At 71.6% G+C, this 13,952-nt stretch carries 11 protein-coding genes; 4 read left to right on the top strand and 7 right to left on the bottom strand.

Features of this window, described 5'->3' with window-relative positions; genetic code table 11:
- Positions 1 to 50: 50 nt before the first annotated feature.
- Complete coding sequence (gene hrcA, locus B3G12_RS07730; RefSeq protein WP_145010747.1) at positions 51 to 1,064, bottom strand: heat-inducible transcriptional repressor HrcA; 1,014 nt, start codon at positions 1,062 to 1,064, stop codon at positions 51 to 53.
- 184 nt (positions 1,065 to 1,248) lie between these two features.
- Here hrcA and B3G12_RS07725 point away from each other — a divergent pair, with 184 nt between their 5' ends.
- Both B3G12_RS07725 and B3G12_RS07720 read left to right on the top strand, forming a co-directional pair.
- Entirely contained in the window at positions 1,249 to 2,121 is an 873-nt protein-coding gene (locus B3G12_RS07725; RefSeq protein ID WP_290499851.1) for a DUF3097 family protein, read from the top strand.
- A gap of 237 nt (positions 2,122 to 2,358) precedes the next feature.
- Positions 2,359 to 2,802, top strand: coding sequence for a DUF4870 domain-containing protein (locus B3G12_RS07720; protein ID WP_238694003.1), 444 nt, complete (start codon positions 2,359 to 2,361; stop codon positions 2,800 to 2,802).
- Positions 2,803 to 2,832: 30 nt separating this feature from the next.
- Here B3G12_RS07720 and hemW read toward each other — a convergent pair whose 3' ends face one another.
- Positions 2,833 to 4,077, bottom strand: a complete 1,245-nt coding sequence (gene hemW, locus B3G12_RS07715) for a radical SAM family heme chaperone HemW (protein ID WP_290499850.1) — start codon at positions 4,075 to 4,077, stop codon at positions 2,833 to 2,835.
- Positions 4,077 to 5,933, bottom strand: a complete 1,857-nt coding sequence (lepA, locus tag B3G12_RS07710) for a translation elongation factor 4 (protein ID WP_055084708.1) — start codon at positions 5,931 to 5,933, stop codon at positions 4,077 to 4,079. The genes hemW and lepA overlap by 1 nt, the downstream gene beginning before the upstream one ends.
- Positions 5,934 to 6,017: 84 nt before the next feature.
- Between lepA and B3G12_RS07705 the strand changes: the two genes are divergently transcribed.
- Both B3G12_RS07705 and rpsT read left to right on the top strand, forming a co-directional pair.
- A complete protein-coding gene (locus tag B3G12_RS07705) occupies positions 6,018 to 6,611 on the top strand; it encodes a type II toxin-antitoxin system PemK/MazF family toxin (RefSeq protein WP_290499849.1) in 594 nt (197 codons plus the stop codon).
- A gap of 240 nt (positions 6,612 to 6,851) precedes the next feature.
- Positions 6,852 to 7,112, top strand: a complete 261-nt coding sequence (gene rpsT / locus B3G12_RS07700) for a 30S ribosomal protein S20 (protein ID WP_141269800.1) — start codon at positions 6,852 to 6,854, stop codon at positions 7,110 to 7,112.
- Positions 7,113 to 7,371: 259 nt separating this feature from the next.
- On the opposite strand, the gene holA is transcribed toward rpsT, so the two are convergent.
- The 4 genes from holA to B3G12_RS07680 form a co-directional block, all read right to left on the bottom strand.
- Complete coding sequence (gene holA, locus B3G12_RS07695) at positions 7,372 to 8,385, bottom strand: DNA polymerase III subunit delta (RefSeq protein ID WP_141269802.1); 1,014 nt, start codon at positions 8,383 to 8,385, stop codon at positions 7,372 to 7,374.
- Between the two features lie 350 nt (positions 8,386 to 8,735).
- Positions 8,736 to 9,833 (bottom strand): NADH:flavin oxidoreductase/NADH oxidase, encoded by a 1,098-nt coding sequence (locus B3G12_RS07690; protein ID WP_141269804.1) that lies wholly within the window; start codon positions 9,831 to 9,833, stop codon positions 8,736 to 8,738.
- Between the two features lie 152 nt (positions 9,834 to 9,985).
- Positions 9,986 to 12,766 (bottom strand): ComEC/Rec2 family competence protein, encoded by a 2,781-nt coding sequence (locus B3G12_RS07685; protein ID WP_290499848.1) that lies wholly within the window; start codon positions 12,764 to 12,766, stop codon positions 9,986 to 9,988.
- Positions 12,763 to 13,827 carry a ComEA family DNA-binding protein gene (locus B3G12_RS07680; protein WP_290499847.1) on the bottom strand — a complete coding sequence of 355 codons (1,065 nt, stop codon included), beginning with the start codon at positions 13,825 to 13,827 and terminating at the stop codon, positions 12,763 to 12,765. The genes B3G12_RS07685 and B3G12_RS07680 overlap by 4 nt, the downstream gene beginning before the upstream one ends.
- Positions 13,828 to 13,952: the final 125 nt, after the last annotated feature.

Genomic DNA, 13,952 nt, shown 5'->3' with positions numbered 1-13,952 from the left:
CTTTCGTCTCTGGGTCGGTGGTCTGTGCCGGGGCGGCGCCGGGTGGCGCGTCAGTCCCCGAGGTTCTTGGAGAGGTAGCGGGCCACGGCACGCACGGAGGCCATGGTGGTGGGGTAGTCCATGCGCGTGGGGCCCACGACGCCCACCTTGGAGGCGTCCTGCGGGCCGTAGCCGGTGGCCACCACGGCCGCCTCGGCCAGCGGGTCGTCGTACTGCTCGGAGCCGATCCGTACCGCGACGCCGCGCTCGTCCTGCTGCATCTCGGACAACAATCGCAGCAGTGTCACTTGTTCCTCAAGCGCCTCGAGCACCGGGGAGATGCTCTGGGGGAAGTCCCCGCTGAAGCGGGCGAGGTTGGCGGTGCCCGCCCTCACGAGGCGCTGGTCGTCCGAGGCGGCGGCCAGCACTGCCACGGTGTCGGCGACGGCGAGCGCGGCCTCGCGGACCGGGTCTTCCACGGTCTCGGGGAGCTCGGCGACCGCGGCCGGCACGGTCTCCAGTGCCTGACCCAGCACGCGCGCCAGGACGGCGGCGCGCAGCTCGAGCAGGGCGTCCTCGGCAACGGGCGCGGTGAGGGCAACCGTGCGCTGCACCACGCGGCCGCTCGTGGGGATGAGCACCACGAGCAGCGTGTTTCCGCCGACGTCCACGAGCTCCACGTGGCGCACCGTGATCCCGGTGCGCACCGGGTACTGGATGACGGCCACCTGGTGGGTCAGCTGGGCCAGCAGGCGCACGGTGCGCTCCATGGCATCGTCGATGTCGTGGGCGCCGCCCAGGAAGACCTGCACGGCACGGCGCTGCGCAGGCGTGAGGGGCTGCAGCGCGGCGATCTGGTCCACGAACACCCGGTAGCCGCGGTCCGTGGGGATCCGACCTGAACTGGTGTGGGGTGCCACAATGAGACCGTCCTCCTCGAGGGCGGCCATGTCGTTGCGCACGGTGGCGGAGGAGACGGGCAGCCGGTGGCGCTCCACGAGCGCCTTGGAGCCCACGGGCTCGCGGGAGTGGACGTAGTCCTCCACGATGGCCTGCAGGATCTTCGCCCTGCGCGGATGCTCCATGTCTCCCACCTCCCGCTCGCGGATGTCCTCGGGCGCCCGTGCGGCACCCGGTGAACCGGGCCGCGACCAATTTTGGCACTCGAATCGGCACAGTGCTAATTCCGTGAGTCTAGTGGCCCTGCCGCGGACCGGTCCTTTGGTACGCTCGCGGCTGATTCGTCACCCGCGAGCGAGGAGCACCCCCGTGAACACACCCGGCTGGGGCTGGGGCCCGCAGGACCTCGGCAGCCCCGAGGTCTCGCGCCGCTCCCCCGCGGCCCGCGGGCTGCCCGTGGAGTCCGGCATGGTGCTCGAGGACGTCGAGAGCGGGTGGGTGGGCGCCGTGGTGAGCGTGGAGGTCGTGGGCGGCATGCGCGTCGTGGGCCTGGAGGACCGCCACGGCCGAGTCAAGGCCTTCCCCCTCGGTCCCGGTTTCCTGCTTGACGGCGAGCCCGTCCGCCTCACCCCGCCCGCACCTCGCAGTGTCCCGGGCGGGCCCAGAATTACGCGCTCCGGCTCGGTGGCCGTGGAGAACCTGCGCGCCTCGGTGGCCAAGGAGTCCCGCGTGTGGGTCGAGGGCTACCACGACGCCGAGCTCGTGGCGAAGGTCTGGGGCCACGACCTCGCAGTCGAGGGGATCGTCGTGGAGCCGCTGCACGGCATCGACGACCTCCCCGCGGCCATCGCGGAGTTCCACCCCGGCCCGGGCCGTCGTCTCGGGATCCTCGTGGACCACCTGGTCAGCGGGTCCAAGGAGTCGCGGATCGCGGATCGGGCGCTGTCTGTGCCGGGTGCGCGGGGCAACGTGCAGATCCTGGGCCACCCCTACGTGGACATTTGGCAGGCGGTGAAGCCTGCAGCCCTGGGCATCCCCGCGTGGCCCGTGATCCCTCGCGGTGTGGACTGGAAGACCGGGATGGCCAAGGCCCTCGGTATGCCCCACCGCACTCCCCAGGATGTGGGGCGGGCGTGGCAGGCGATCCTCGCCCGCGTGGACAGCTACTCGGACCTGGAGCCCGCACTGCTGGGCCGGGTCGAGGAGCTCATCGACTTCCTCACCGCACCGGACGGCTACTGAGGGGTTTTGGCACGTGGGGCGCCGGATGTGCCGTGTGGGACCCGTTGTCCCGGCCGACGCGGTTGGCGCGGTGGCCCCGGGCTGCCGGTGGCGCGGCGGCGTCGTCCGACATATCCAGGCTCACACGTGATTCCAGACGCACCCCGGTCCGTTTCCAGGAGCGCACCGTAGAATAGTGGGCACCGGGACTCCGATCCACCCCGGTTCGGCTACCGCCCCTGAAAGGGACACCCACCCGTGACTGACGCTGCTCCCACCCCCGCTGCCCCCGCCGCCCGCGCCGCGGGTGAGACCCCGTTCGAGGCCGTGCCCGCCGAGGCCCAGCCCCTGGACGTGAACCAGGACCGCCAGTGGGCCACCGTCGCGCACCTGGGCGGCGTGGTCGGCGCGCTGCCCAGCTACGTGATCCACCGGGTGTTCGGGGACCGCGGCCCGTTCACCGCGCAGGAGTCCCGGGAGGCGCTGAACTTCACGCTGCTGCCGAGTGTCGTGGTGCTGGCAGGCATCGCGCTCTCTCTCGTACCCGTGATCGGCTGGATCTTCTCCGTGGTCGCCGCCGTGACCTGGCTGTGGCTGGCCATCGCCTCCGTGGTCGCGGGCGTGAAGGTCAACCGCGGCGAGCCGCACCAGTATCGCGGCAACACACACCTCTACGACCGGCTCACCACGTCCCGCGGCTGACGCCCGCGCCCACGACTCGCCTCGGGCCGCTCACCAGTCGAGCAGCCGGCGCGTCACGGCGTCGGCCATGAGCCGTCCCGCGTCCGTGAGCACGGCCGTGCCCCGCACTGCGGCAGCACCGTCCAGCCAGCCGTCGGCGATCAGCCCGGCCACCGCTTTCCGGCCCTCCGGCTGCAGCTGCGCGGTCTCCAGACCGTCGCGGATCCGGATGCCGAGCATCACGTCCTCCACGTAGCGCGTCTGCGCGTCCAGCGTCTCCCGGCCCGCCGCGGGTGAGACGCCCTGGCGGACCTTGTTCGTGTAGGGCAGGGGGTGCTTGAGGTTCCACCACCGCACGCCGTCGCTGTGGGAGTGCGCTCCGGGGCCGATGCCCCACCAGTCCTGGTTGCGCCAGTAGGCGAGGTTGTGCGCGCTGCGGTTCTCCAGCGCGCTGCGCCCGTGGGCGTCCCGGGACCAGTTGGAGACCTCGTACCACTCGAAACCCGCTTCGCGGAGCATCGCGTCCGCCAGCGTGTACTTCTCCGCCTGGTCGTCCGGGTCCACCCGGGGGACCTCGCCCCGGCGCATCTGCGCGGCGAGCTTGGTGCCGTCCTCGATGATCAGCGAGTACGCGGACACGTGGTCCGAGTCCATCTCCAGGGCTGCCTCCAGCGAGGTCCGCCAGTCGGCCACGCTCTCCCCCGGGGTGCCGCAGATCAGGTCCACGCTCGTGCCCAGCCCGCGCTCCTTCGCCCAGCCGACGGCGCGCGGCACGTTTGCCGGCGTGTGCGTGCGTTCGAGCACCCTCAGCACGTGCGGCACGGCGGACTGCATCCCGAAGGAAACCCGCGTCACGCCCGCCTCGGCCAGCACGTCGAAGGTCTCCGCCGTGACGGAGTCCGGGTTGGCCTCCACGGTCACCTCGGCGTCCGGTGCGAGCCCGAAGCTCTGACGGGCCTGGCCGAGCATGTTCGCGAGCTCCCGGGCTGGGAGCAGCGTGGGGGTGCCCCCACCGAAGAACACGCTGTGCAGGGCCCGCGGGGGCGCCCCGGCGGCGTCGAGCACTGAACGGGCGAAACGGACCTCTGCCGCGGCGTCGCGGTGGTAGTCGTCCCGGGAGACCCCGTCCCCCAGCTGCTCCATGGTGTAGGTGTTGAAGTCGCAGTAGCCGCAGCGCACCGCGCAGAACGGAACGTGGACGTAGAGGCTCAGGGTGCGGTCCGCGGCGCGGGCCACCGCGCTCGCGGGGAGGGCGCCGTCCGACGGTGCGGGGTCCCCCTCCGGCTGGGCGGGCATTACTTCTTCTTGTCCTTCCCGTTGTCCTCGTCCGAGGACAGCGCGGCCACGAAGGCCTCCTGCGGGACCTCCACGCGGCCGACCATCTTCATGCGCTTCTTGCCCTCCTTCTGCTTCTCGAGCAGCTTGCGCTTGCGGGAGATGTCGCCGCCGTAGCACTTGGAGAGCACGTCCTTGCGGATCGCGCGGATGTTCTCGCGCGCGATGATGCGCGAGCCGATGGCCGCCTGGATGGGGACCTCGTACTGCTGGCGCGGGATCAGCTTCTGCAGCTTGCCCGTCATCAGCACACCGTAGGAGTAGGCCTTGTCCTTGTGGGTGATGGCGCTGAACGCGTCCACCTGTTCACCCTGCAGCAGGATGTCCACCTTCACGAGGTCCGCGGCCTGCTCCCCGTCCGCCTTCCAGTCCAGGGACGCGTAGCCGCGGGTCTTGGACTTGAGCTGGTCGAAGAAGTCGAAGACGATCTCCGCGAGCGGCAACCGGTAGCGCAGCTCCACGCGGTCCTCGGACAGGTAGTCCATGCCCTTCATCTCACCGCGCTTGGACTGGGAGAGCTCCATGACCGCGCCGATGAACTCCGAGGGCACAAGGATCGTCGCGGAGACCATGGGCTCGCGGATCTCCAGGATCCGACCCTCCGGGAACTCGGACGGGTTGGTGACCTCCACCTCGGAGTGGTCCTCGAGCGTCACGTTGTAGGACACGGACGGTGCGGTGGAGATCAGGTCCAGGTTGAACTCGCGCTCCAGACGGTCGCGGGTGATCTCCAGGTGCAGCAGTCCCAGGAAGCCGCAGCGGAAGCCGAAGCCCAGCGCCGTGGACGTCTCGGGCTCGTAGACCAGGGCGGCGTCGTTGAGCTGCAGCTTCTCCAGCGCGTCCCGCAGCACCGGGTAGTCGGAGCCCTCCACCGGGAACAGCCCGGAGAACACCATGGGCTTGGGGTCCTCGTAGCCGCCCAGGGAGTCCTCCGCCGGCTTCTGCTGGTTGGTGACCGTGTCGCCCACGCGCGACTGGCGGACGTCCTTCACGCCCGTGATGAGGTAGCCCACCTCCCCCACGCTCAGGCCCTTCGACGGGATCGGCTCGGGCGAGATCACCCCGATCTCCAGCAGCTCGTGCGTGGCGCCGGTGGACATCATCTGGATCCGCTCGCGCGGCACCAGGGTTCCGTCCACCACGCGCACGTAGGTCACCACGCCGCGGTAGGTGTCGTACACGGAGTCGAAGATCATGGCGCGCGACGGCGCGTCCTTCTTTCCCTGCGGCGCGGGCACGTCCCGCACGATGCGGTCCAGCAGCTCCTCCACGCCCTCACCGGTCTTGCCCGAGACCTTCAGGACGTCCTCGGGCTCCACGCCGATCAGGTTGGCAAGCTCCGCGGCGTACTTCTCCGGCTGCGCGGCCGGGAGGTCGATCTTGTTGAGCACGGGGATGATCGTGAGGTCGTTCTCCAGCGCAAGGTACAGGTTCGCCAGCGTCTGCGCCTCGATGCCCTGGGCGGCGTCCACCAGCAGGATGGTGGCCTCGCACGCCGCCAGCGAGCGGGAGACCTCGTACGTGAAGTCCACGTGGCCCGGGGTGTCGATCATGTTCAGCGCGTAGTCCGTGCCGTCCACGTTCCACGGCATGCGCACGGCCTGGGACTTGATGGTGATCCCGCGCTCGCGCTCGATGTCCATGCGGTCCAGGTACTGGGCCTTCATCTGCCGGGGTGTCACCACGCCCGTGGCCTGGAGCATGCGGTCCGCGAGGGTGGACTTGCCGTGGTCGATGTGGGCGATGATGCAGAAGTTCCTGATCACCGAGGGATCGGTCGAGGCAGGTGCCGGTGGATTGACGGCCAACGGTGACACGGGCGGTCCTTTCGTTCTCAGGATGACTCCCCAGTTTCCCATGCCCACGACGATCGGGCGAACCGGTCCCCCTACGATGTCCCCATGGCCGACATCACTCGACTCATCAACCAGGGACTGCGGCTCTTCCGCATGTACCAGCGCTACTCCCGCGACCCCGGCTCCCGGGGCACTGGATCACGCGGTCCCCGCTCCGCGGGCACGGCGACACCGCCCACCGTCGCCCACGACCACGGCACCTCGGGCACCAGGCGGGGCACGGCGACGTCGTCCCCCGCAGGCACCGCCGACTACCCCGGGGACTGGACGGGGCCCGTGCACCCGCGGTGGGACGCCCACCTGGACGGCAAGCCCGATCCCGGGGAGATCGTGTGGAGCTGGGTACCGTACGAGGAGGACCACTCCCGCGGCAAGGACCGGCCCGTGCTGATCGTGGACCGTGCCCAGGAGTGGCTGCTGTGCGTGATGCTCACCTCCAAGGACCACGACACCGCCACGCACGACGATCCCCGATACGTGGACGTGGGCACCGGTGGCTGGGACCGCTCGGGGCGGCCTTCCGAGGCGAGGATTGACCGTGTGATCCCGGTGCGCCCGGACGCCGTGCGGCGCGAGGGCGCCGTGCTGGACCGGGCCGTGTTCGAGGCCGTGGCGGCGGAGCTCACTTCCCGGCGCTGAGCCGCTCTCCCCCGGCCAGGCCTGGGCTCACTGAGCCTCACGCGGGGCCGGGAACGCGCTGAAGTCCCGCCTGTCCCGGCACGGACACGCCTCGTCTGCTAAAGTAGTCCGCTGTGTGTCCGCGCTGGTCGTCGGGCACAGCGGATGGTTGCCACCGAGCATCCCCACTCTCACAACTCAGTCGATGACCATCCGTGAGCCCTCACTGACCTACTTCCGCAATCGTTCTAGGAGTTACACGTGGCCAACATCAAGTCGCAGAAGAAGCGCATCCTCACCAACGAGAAGGCTCGCCTGCGCAACAAATCGTACAAGTCCGAGCTCAAGACGCTCATCCGCAAGGTGGATGCCGCTGTCGAGTCCGGCAACAAGGACGCCGCCGCCGAGACCCTGCGCACCGCGTCCCGCAAGCTCGACAAGGCCGTGTCCAAGGGCGTTCTGCACAAGAACACCGCGGCCAACAAGAAGTCCGGTCTGGCCAAGAAGGTCGCCAAGATCTGAATCGGCTGACACCGTCGCACTGACGGAGCACACGGGCCCGGCACTCCTCGCGAGTACCGGGCCCGTTCTCGTGTGAGGACAGTGTCGTGTCCCGCCAGCGGTCCGTCGGTGCGGAGTCGCTACTCAGCGCCGCCCAGGACTGACCGTTCAGGTCACGGTGGCCCCGTACCCTTGCGCGCGGTGCCGCGGCGTGCGGTTGCACGGTGCCCGCGTTCGCGATCCTCGGTGGCCCCGCCGTTGTCGGTGTTGTGGTGCCCGCTCAGCGGTGCCCGGAGGTGGCGATCACCGTGATGGCCCGCTCCACCGCGAAGTACGGGGACCGGGAGGCCCCCTTGACCTGGGCGTCGGCCTCGGCGATGGCCTGCAGCGCCCGGGTGACGTCCTGGGCCGTGAACCGGCGCGCCTCGTTCTGGGCGCGCTCCACCTGCCACGGCGCAGCCCCGACGTCACGGGCGATCTGCCCCGCTCCCCCGCGGGAACCGGCCGTGACGGCGATCAGGCGCATCTTCGAGCCCAGCGTGGCCACCATGGGCACCGGGTCCACCCCGACGTCCACGGCCTGACGCCACAGTTTCAGGGCCTGCTCCGCGTTGCCGGCCACCGCGGCGTCCGCCACCCGGAACGCGGTGACCTCCACGCGGCCGCCGTAGTACTTCTCCACGAGCTCGAGGTCCACGGTCACGGGGCCGTCCGCGATCAGCTGGGCGCACGCGGCAGCCAGCTCGGCGGTGGAGGTGCCGACCGCCGCGGCCAGGGCGCGGGCGGCGTCGGGCTCGATGCGCTTGTTCTGCGCACGGAACTCCGCGAGGACGAACGAGGACTTGTCCCGGTCCGACTTGGGCGGGGCGCAGTCCAGGACGAGGGCCTTCTCCTTGAGGGCGTCCAGCAGCTTCTTGCCGCGGTTCCCGCCGGAGTGCTGCCACAGCACCGTGACGTCCGGATCCGGGTTGGCCACGTAGGCCAGGGCGTCCGCCAGCAGGTGCTCGTTCATGCCCGCGAGCTCCTGGACGCACACGAGCTTGGGGTCGTCGAAGAGGGACGGGCTGGTGACCACGGCGAGCTGGCCCGGCTCGTAGTCCCCGGCCGCGATGTCCGTGACCTCGCAGGAACCCCGTTCCGCACGGATGGTGTCCCGGAGGGTCTCCCTGATGCGCTGCAGGATGTACTCGTCCGAGCCGGAGGCCAGCACGAGCGGCTGAGGAACGGCCTCACGCCAGGAGGTCTGCGGGGCCGTGGGCGCCTGTCGGCGGGAAGACGTGCGTGCCGGGGTCATGGTGCTCCTCGATCGTGGCCGACTGCTCGGGCGACGACGCCGCCCGGGACCGGGTGCGAGCGAGCCCCCTCACCGGAAGGTGCGGGGTCGGGACGCCGACGCTGCGTCCCCATGCTAGCCGTGGGTGCAGACACCCCCGGAGGGTCTGTGCAGGGCGGGAGCCGGCGCAGCCGCGTGCGGCACCGCGGACGCGTGCCGGGGCCGCGTCGTCGTCCCGGGTCCACCCCGACCCTTGCTCGTCGTTCCACTCCGCATCGCAGATCAAGCGGTGTCCCGCGAGCGCCCGGGCTCACGTGCTCGGTGTTCACCGCCGGATCACGCTCGCCTCGTCGTCCGGCGAGCGCCGGGGCTCACCGGGTGCGGGGTGGGCGGCGGTAGGCGCGTTCGTACTGGCCGGGGACGGGGGCGTCGGGGACGCCGAGGGTGTGGGCGGCGGTGAGGGCCGCGTGGGGGTCGCGGAGGGCTTCGCGGCCCATGAGCACCACGTCGGCGAGGCCGGTGGCGATGATCTGCTCGGCCTGCCAGGCGGTGTCGATCATGCCGACGGCGGCCACGGGGACTCCGGCGGTGGTCTTGATCTCGGTGGCGAGGGGCACCTGGTAGCCGGGGCCCACGGGAATCTCGGCGGGCACGTTGGCGGCGGAGGAGACGTCGATGAGGTCCGCGCCGTGCTCGGCGAGCCACCCGGAGACGCGGGAGGTGTCGGCGACCGTGAGCCCGCCCTCGGTCCAGTCGGTGGCGGAGAGGCGCACGAGCAGGGGCATGTCCTCGGGGATCACGTCGCGGACGGCGTCGGTGACGCGCAGCAGCAGCCGGGCGCGGTTCTCCAGGGTGCCGCCGTACTCGTCCGTGCGCTCGTTGCTCAGCGGGGAGAGGAACTCATGGAGGAGGTACCCGTGGGCGCCGTGGAGCTCCACGAAGTCCATGCCGGCCTCCACGGCACGGCGGGCCGAGGCGGCGAACGCGGCCACGACGTCGTCGAGGCCCTGCCCGTCCAGCGCGACTGGCTCGGCGAGCCCCGGGAAGGCGACGGCGGAGGGGCCCACGGTCTGCCAGCCCCCGTTCTGCGGCGCGATGGACCGGCCGGGGTTCTCGGAGCCCCAGGCGGCCTCCGTGCTGGCCTTGCGCCCCGCGTGGGCCAGCTGCACGCCAATGGCCGCGCCCTGCTGGTGGGCGAAGTCCACGATCCGCACGAGGGCGTCCCGCTGCTCGTCGTTCCACAGTCCCAGGTCCCGGGGACTGATCCGGCCCTCGGGCACGACGGCGCTCGCCTCCACGATCACGGCCCCCGCCCCACCGGCGGCGAGCGATCCGTAGTGCACGAGGTGCCAGTCCGTGGGCACGCCGTCCTCCCCGAACGCGGAGTACTGGCACATGGGCGGGATCCACAGCCGGTTGCGGACCGTGAGGCCGCGGAGGGTGAGTGGTTCGAACAGGGTGGAGCGCATGGGAGTCCTTCCATTGAGTGGCACGAGCACGGGGGCGCCGGGGGGCGGGCTCCTGACGACGCACGACCCCGGGGTGACCGGCGCGGATGCCCGGTGTTTCGTGGTGCACAACAGATCTTTCCCTCGCGATATTTCTGCTGGTGCTCCCCGGCTCAGCGCCGTGACACGACCACGCGATCTCCTTCGCGGTGCACCCACAGCGCGCCGTTCTGGTCGGTGCGGGCCACTGCAGCGCCCACCTCCTGCAACGCGGCGACCGTCCCGGGGTGCGGGTGGCCGTAGCTGTTGTCCTCCCCCACGGAGATCACGGCGAGCGCCGGGTGGGTGTCACGAATGATGTCGATGCCGCCGTTGCGGGCGCCGTGGTGGGAGACCTTGAGGACGTCGACCGGGGGTGGGTGTCCGCCGGGGAGGGTGTGCAGCGTACGGCGGTAGCCGTCCGCTTCAAGGTCGCCTGCACTGAGCCAGGTGGTGGTGCCGTCGGGGCCGTCGAGGGTCAGCAGCAGGACGAGGGAGGCGTTGTTCTCGTCCTCGGAGGTGACCTTCCGGTGCGGGGGGCGTGGTGTCGTGCTGCCGCCGGAGCCGCCTGCCCCGGTGCCCGGCGGCGCCGTGCCTGCCGTCGGGGAGCCATCAGGGACAGTGGGCGGAGGTGCGGGGGCGAGAACCTCCACGGTGAGCGGCCCCAGGCGCAGCTGCTCGCCGGGAGCAGGGCGCGTGGCGATGTCCGCCCACTGGCTGAGCTCGTCCGGTGGGATGTCCCCGGCGGCGGAGTACCAGACGCGGTCCACGGCCACGGCCTCGGCGAGCCCCTCCAATCCGGCAACGTGGTCGGCGTGGTCGTGGGTGGCGATCACCGCGTCCAGGTGGGTGACCTCGGCCTGCCGCAAGCACTGGGTCAGTGCCCGGGGGTCGGGGCCGCCGTCCACGAGCACGGCACTGTGCTCCCCCGTGCGGTGCAGCACGGCGTCGCCCTGCCCCACGTCGCACACCACGGACTCCCACGCTGGTGCGGGGCGCAGCCACCACACCACGGCCGTGACGAGCAGCGCCAGCAGTGTGAGGGCCGCGGTGATGGCGAGGGCGCGGCGTCGGAACCGGTGCTCCCGGGCGCGGACGCGCCACACGGCGTCGGGCAGGGGCGGCTCGGCCGGGGTCGAGGTGACCGTGCCTCGGGTGGGTCCGGGGCGACGCATGCGGTGGTCGAGGGCGTGCAGAGCGGCGAGCGCGAGCAGGGTTGCCGCGGTGAGCAGGACGATCCCGGCGATCCCCGGGGGCCAGGGCAGGTGCGCGCCGGGGAGTCCGGCAAAGGTGTCGGCAATGCGGCCGAGCAGGCGCGCGGGGTAGGAGGCGAGGCCCACGGGCAGTCCGGCGGTCCGCTCCCAGGCGGTGAACACGGCGGGGTCGGGTGTGCCGGGCACCAGCAGCTGCAGCACCGGGGTGAGGAGGTGGCCCGCGAGCAGGACGCACACCGCGAGCAGCCCGGCGACAGTCACGACCGGGACGAGCGGGGAGGCCGCCATGTTCGCGGGCAGGCTGTAGAGCGGCAGTGTGGGATTGAGCAGAAGCAGCACGGGCCCGCACCACAGCTGGGCAACCATTGGGACGGCCACGCACACCGCGAGCACCGTGGGCACGCGCATGGCGAGCAGCCGGGTGACAGGGCGGGCGCTGACGACGATGCCCGCCGTCGCCAGCACGGAGAGCACGAACCCGTAGTCGATGGCCAGCTGCGGTTCCACGAGCACGAGCCCCGTCACGGCGGCACACAGCGCGTTGAGGCTCACCCCGGGGCGGCCGGTGAGCATGGACAGCCCTCCCAGGGCGCCCATCACGCCGGCCCGCAGCACGGAGGGGTCCGGTCCCACCAGCACCACGAAACCGGCGAGCGCCGCCAGCCCCGCGAGGACGCACCCGCGGCGCCCCGCTCCGAGCGCGAGAGCGGTGTACCCGGTCAGGGTCATCACGAGCGCACAGTTGGAGCCGGAGACGGCGGTGAGGTGGGTGAGCCCTGTGTCCTTCATGCTCTGGGCCAGCGCGTCGGGCAGCCGGGAGGTGTCCCCCACGGTCATGCCGGGCACGAGTCCCGCACTCACCGCGCCGTGCTTCCCGGCGATGCGCGCGAGATCCTGGCGGACGGTTCTCCGCAGGCCGGGCCCGTGCGCCTGTTCCCCTCCGTCGTCCGCAGGGACGGGCGGTGAGGAGCCCCTCAGGGTGAGGCGTGCCGGTTCCGCAGTAGCGGTCACACTCAGCACGGCCTCCACGCGCTCGCCGGCCTCGAGGATGCCCCACGCCGGGTCCGTGGCGAAGACTGTAGCGGCGACGTCCTGCGGCGCGCCGTCCGCGACGGCGATGCGCAGGTCTACGGCCACACCGTGGGACGCCTCCTGCTCCCCCGGCGCAGGACCCGCAGTGTAGGGCGACGGCGCTCCCTGGACGTCTGCCTGAACCCGCACCACCGAACCGGCGGGGTGAGCGGCCAGGAACTCCCGGGCGGGCGCGGTCGCGGCGAGCGCCGTGATGATCCCCGCGGTGCCCGCGATCCCGATGACCACGGGCAGCACGAGCGCGGGCCCGAGCCGACGCCGCGCGCCCGCACCCGCGCCCGCTGACTGTGACGACGTCTGCCCCGGTGCTGGTTGCCCGAGCACCGCACCCGGGAACCGTGGTGACGTGCCCTCGACCTGCTCGCAGCTGCGAGCCCGCTCACAAACACGTGCCCGTTCGCCACGACGAGCCCTCAGGACCCCGGTGCGGAGACGGCGGAAGACGCGGTCCTGGAACCACGCGGGAGCGGACCACGCGAGCGTGAAAACCACGGCGCACACCACCGCACCCCAGGCGGCGGCCGCCCAGCCGTCGAGCAGCGTGAGGATCGAGCACACCCACGTGCTCACCGCCACCGGGAGCAGCCGCAGGTCACACTGACCCCTCATACCGTGACCAGGGGAAGCAGCGCCTCCAGCATCGCGGGGCCCACACCGCTGACGTCGTCGATCTGCTCGGGTGCGGTGAATGGCCCGTGCTGGGTGCGGAAGTCCACGATCCGCTGCGCCAGCACAGGCCCCACCCGGGGAAGGGTCTCCAGCTCCGCGGCCGTGGCGGTGTTGAGGTTCACCAGCGCCCCGCCCGCGGCCGCTGCTCCGGAAGCCGTGGCACCCGCAGTACCGTTTCCCCCGGAACCGCCGCTCGCCGCCCCACTGGAACCCGCAGTACCACCGGCACTGGATGCCGCTCCGGAACCGGCCGCCGACCCGGCCGCCGTTGCGGAACCGGAGGATGATGTCGTTCCTCCGGTCTGCTCTGCGGCCACCCGATCAGCGTTGGTCTTGTTGGGGATCGTGATCTGCGCACCGTCCTGCACGGGCTGCGCGAGGTTGATCCGGTCTTTCACCGCCACGGAGGTGAATCCCCCAGCGGCCTGCACGGCGTCCATCACGCGGGCACCCGGAGAGAGGGTGACCACGGAGGGGTCCTTGACCTCTCCGACCACGTGCACGGTGAGCACTCCCGTGTCCTGCGCGCGGGCCGTCGACACGTCCGAGGCCTCTGCCCCTCCTGAGCTGGCGTGGGACGTGGCGCTGGCGCGGCCGTGAGTGGACGCGCCCGACGACTCCCCGGCTCTCGCTCCGTCACCTGGCGCCTCGTCGTCGTTCGCCGCCTCCGTTCCCTCGCCAGAGACCGCGGCAGAGGTGACCAGGGCCGCTTCGTCCCCGCGCGAGAGCAGGGAGATCCCACCCAGCGCCACCGCGAGCAGCAGCACCGCACACAGCACCACCACCGCGGGGCGGGAGAGCCGACGCCGCACGAGAACGTCCTCGCGGTGCCGGGAACGCGCTTCCTCTGCCGGTGAGTCCCCCGCGGGATTGTCGTCCCCGGGCAGCGTGGTCCCACCTGCTGCGCCGGAAGACCCGTCCTCCCCCAGCAGCGCCGCCAACCGCTCGGTGGCCTGGCTGTCCCGAAACCGCCGTCGTCCCCTGAAATCGATGCCGCTCATGCGGCCCACTCCACCCCAACGATCTCGCTGACGTGGGCCGATGCCCCGCCCGTGTGGAGGACAGCAGATGTCCACGCCTCATGGAGCGGGCTGTGCAGGCCTCTCGCCGCGCTACACCGGCGCAG

It is taken from the genome of Kocuria sp. UBA5001 (assembly GCF_002398425.1).
Classification (GTDB): domain Bacteria; phylum Actinomycetota; class Actinomycetes; order Actinomycetales; family Micrococcaceae; genus Kocuria; species Kocuria salsicia.
This window is presented reverse-complemented; position numbering and strand designations above follow the sequence as displayed.